Origin of the sequence: Gordonia sp. (in: high G+C Gram-positive bacteria) (assembly GCF_012515855.1) — a bacterium.
GTDB lineage: Bacteria > Actinomycetota > Actinomycetes > Mycobacteriales > Mycobacteriaceae > Gordonia.
The window spans coordinates 1-3,736 of the sequence record NZ_JAAYXO010000205.1; the positions used below are offsets into that span (position 1 = coordinate 1).

4 protein-coding genes are annotated in these 3,736 nt (G+C 66.9%); 2 read left to right on the top strand and 2 right to left on the bottom strand.

Translation table 11 applies throughout. The features are described 5' to 3' along the window. A partial coding sequence (gene tuf / locus GX543_RS14865) for an elongation factor Tu (RefSeq protein WP_290852997.1) occupies positions 1–913 on the top strand: 913 nt, incomplete at its 5' end. 230 nt (positions 914–1,143) lie between these two features. Next, complete coding sequence (locus GX543_RS14870) at positions 1,144–2,085, top strand: hypothetical protein (RefSeq protein ID WP_290852998.1); 942 nt, start codon at positions 1,144–1,146, stop codon at positions 2,083–2,085. A gap of 115 nt (positions 2,086–2,200) precedes the next feature. On the opposite strand, the gene GX543_RS14875 is transcribed toward GX543_RS14870, so the two are convergent. Both GX543_RS14875 and GX543_RS14880 read right to left on the bottom strand, forming a co-directional pair. Further along, positions 2,201–3,139 carry a hypothetical protein gene (locus tag GX543_RS14875; RefSeq protein WP_290852999.1) on the bottom strand — a complete coding sequence of 313 codons (939 nt, stop codon included), beginning with the start codon at positions 3,137–3,139 and terminating at the stop codon, positions 2,201–2,203. A 172-nt stretch (positions 3,140–3,311) separates the two neighbouring features. Next, positions 3,312–3,736 (bottom strand): FABP family protein (locus tag GX543_RS14880; RefSeq protein ID WP_290853000.1); only part of this gene is annotated, 425 nt, incomplete at its 5' end.

Genomic DNA, 3,736 nt, shown 5'->3' on the forward strand with positions numbered 1-3,736 from the left:
CATGATCACCGGTGCCGCCCAGATGGACGGCGCGATCCTGGTCGTGGCCGCTACCGACGGCCCGATGCCGCAGACCCGCGAGCACGTTCTGCTTGCTCGCCAGGTCGGCGTTCCTTACATCCTGGTTGCCCTCAACAAGGCCGACATGGTCGACGATGAGGAGATCATGGAGCTCGTCGAGATGGAGGTCCGCGAACTGCTGGCCGCCCAGGAATTCGACGAGGACGCACCGGTCGTTCCGATCTCGGCACTGAAGGCACTCGAGGGTGACCCGAAGTGGGTTGAGTCGGTCCAGAAGCTGATGCAGGCTGTCGACGACTCGGTGCCGGACCCGGTCCGCGAGACCGAGAAGCCCTTCCTGATGCCCGTCGAGGACGTCTTCACCATCACCGGTCGCGGCACCGTCGTCACCGGTCGTGTGGAGCGCGGCGAGATCAACGTGAACGAGGAAGTCGAGATCGTCGGCATCCGCGAGAAGAGCACGAAGACCATCGTCACCGGCATCGAGATGTTCCACAAGCTTCTCGACTCGGCACAGGCCGGCGACAACGCCGGACTGCTGCTCCGCGGCCTCAAGCGCGAGGACGTCGAGCGCGGCCAGGTCATCGTGAAGCCGGGCACCACGACCCCGCACACGGAGTTCGAGGGCCAGGCGTACATCCTGTCGAAGGATGAGGGTGGTCGTCACACCCCGTTCTTCAACAACTACCGTCCGCAGTTCTACTTCCGTACCACGGACGTGACCGGCGTCGTTACCCTCCCCGAGGGCACCGAGATGGTCATGCCGGGCGACAACACCGAGATGAGCGTCAAGCTGATCCAGCCGGTCGCCATGGACGAGGGCCTGCGCTTCGCTATCCGCGAGGGTGGCCGCACCGTTGGTGCCGGTCGCGTCACCAAGATCATCGCCTGATTCGATGATCTAGCCTGACGGCTTGTGAACGCCCGTCCCGCTTCGGCGGGGCGGGCGTTCTGCTTTCCTGCAGAAGAGTCGTCGGATCGGGTGAACGTCGGGCGTTGCCTCGATCCATACGGGTCTCGGTTTCGTACGATTCGCGTGTGATGCGGAAGCGGCCGCTGGTAGCGGTGTTGGCCTGTGCCGTGACGATCGTCGCCGGATGTGCGTCGGAGTCTACGAACGCGGTGAGTGAGACGGCGGTGGTCGGAGCGACGACGACCGCGACGACGTCGGAGATCGCGATCCCGACGATCGGGGCCCCGCCTGCGGGGGCTCCGGCGGAGACGACAGGCGCGGGAAAGCCGACGCCGGTGCTGGGGCGGGACGAGCATGTTAAGTACGCCGTGGGATTCGGCACGGTGAAGCCGACGGGTTTCTCCCTCGCGTCGACGGCGTCGAGCACCGTCGGGAACATCACGTGGGAGTCTTGGGGGCCGCAGGTCGCGATCGGGCAGGGGACCAGCCAGCAGAACGGTCCAAGCAACCCGTTGACGGTGACGTGGCTGCGTGCCGACGACGTCGGGTGGTGCGACGGCGTGTGGGCCTATCGGCGTCTCGGGCGCCTCCAATCTCGCGAACAAGCGATGGCGGGAGGCGGCCGCGTCGCCGACATCTGCCAGGGCGACACCTCGGCGCCGCCGGCGCCGAACGCACCCGGGTCGGGCGGCGTCACGTTGAGTCCGTCGAGTCTGTTGACGTTCGGTGGGGCGGGTGGGGTGTACGTCGGCGATCCCGCATCCAAGATCCCCAACACCTACGTGAAGAAGGTGGTGGCCACACTGGGCGCCTATCCACCCGGGTCGACGTTCTACTACTTCCGGGAGCCGACGTCGTCGGCAATGACCGACTGGTACTTCTTCGCCCGTCCGGACGGCGTGATCACGTCGGTGGTGTGGGGTGCCACCGACCGCGGTATCAAGGTGGGCTCGACTCGCGCTGACGTCGCGAAAGCGTACGCGGGGTTCCCCGCTGGTCACTGCCGAACTTCCTCGCTGAATCCCGCCGACTTCTACCGTGATCCTGCCACCGGTCGCAACGTGATCTTCCTGTTCGATTCCGGCGGCACGGTCTCACACATGAGGGCCCAGCTGCGCGTGACGGACGGTCAGCACTGCGGCTTCGAGTAGTCCCGCCGCCGCCACGTGCCCGCCGCATCTGTTCCCACATGGGGCGATGCTTCCCGCGCGGCGTCCGGCGTCGCGCGGGAAGCAGCGCTTCATGTGGGAACGGCGCGTGCAGGTGTCAGAGCAGCCCCTCATCCAAGAGGGCCTCGCGAACCCTGGTGATCATGGCTTTGGAATACAGGTCTTTGGTGACCCACCGACAGACGCCGAGCTTGAGGGCTCGCAGTCCGTCTTCTCGCTGTTTCTCTCGGTAGACCACGTCGCCGGGGTCGTCGCCGGGGCGGAGGTCGCGCCAGTACTTCCGCCTCCCGTCGTACTCCGCCACCAGCTTTCCGCGCCAGGAGTAGTCGGCGTAGGCGTGGGAGCCGTCGGGCAGCACGAAGTGCGTCTGGAGATCGGGGAGCGGGAATCCGCTCTGGATCATCAGGGCGCGACCCCATGACTCGTAGGGGTTCGCCGACCGCCCGTCGGCGTACCGAATCGCAGCGCGGACGTCGGCGGCTCCTCTGATGCGGCGCTTCCCGAACTCGACGAACAACTGATCGGCGGTGACCCCCAAGCGAAGGGCGCTGTCGCATACGGCGAGGCCGGCGACGAATCCGCGAGTGGCGGCGATGTCGACGGCGGTGCGTGCCGGGGTCGTCACCTCGATTCCGTCGATCGTCATCGTCGAATCGGATGGCAGTGCGGTGTGGACGTGGCGGGTGCGAAGGCGGCGTCCGCCGGACGACTGCGCGGTGCCGAAGTGAACGACGTCGCGATCCGGGAGCAGGGTGGCGAGGCCGAGCACCGTCGCGGCGGACTCGTGGCTGAGTGCGAGCCGGCAGTTGTCGTCGAGAGCAGCCGCGAGGCACCGCAGGCGATGGACCTCGGTGTCGCGTCGCTCGCTGCCCAGGACGTCGACGGCGGGAAGGGACGTGGTGATCGCGTACCGACCGCGGTCGACCATCGTCAGCTCGCCGGATCTGACGGCGCGCTTCAACTGGAGGTCCGTGATGCCGACGTCCAGGGCTCGGTTGCGTCGGACGAGTCCGATCGAGTCTCGGGGCCACAGCATGGACCCAGTGAAGTCGATGGCGCACGAGATGTCTCGGGCGCTATCCACAGGTTGGCGATTCGACGCCGTACCGTCGCTTTCGACATGAGGCGTTGCTTCCCGCGCGACGTCGGACGCTGAGCGGGAAGCAACGCCTCATGTGGAAACGGGGTGACGGCCGGGCGACGGCCGGCTACGCGCGGTGGAGTTCGGCTCTCAGGTGGTGGGAGATCGGGACGTCGGCGTAGGCCATCCAGAGGTCGTAGATCAGGGTGTCGCCGGAGAGTTCGACGCGTCGTCGCACGGCGTGGACCTGCTTGGCGTCGGGTGAGACGCCGAGGACATGCTGAGTGAAGTCGAGCACGGAGGTGCTAGCCGGGGCGCGCTGCAACTCGAGGAACCCGGTGGGCTGAGCCACCAGCAGTTCGATGTGATCACGCCCGGCGAGGCGGAGGTACCCGGTCTCGGTATGCATGGCCCGACTGCCGTCTGGCGCCTGGGTCTTGGAGCGATAGAACAGGAACGGCTTACCGCTGGGCGTCAGCTCCAATTCCTCGTCGTAGGTGAAGCTGTCGATGGTGGCGTAGTGGCCTGCGCCCTTGCCGCGCCACAGGCCCG

Excerpts from the sequence above, each read along its gene's own strand:
- GX543_RS14875 (WP_290852999.1), bottom strand. The coding sequence starts at position 3,139 with ATGCTGTGGCCCCGAGACTCGATCGGACTCGTCCGACGCAACCGAGCC.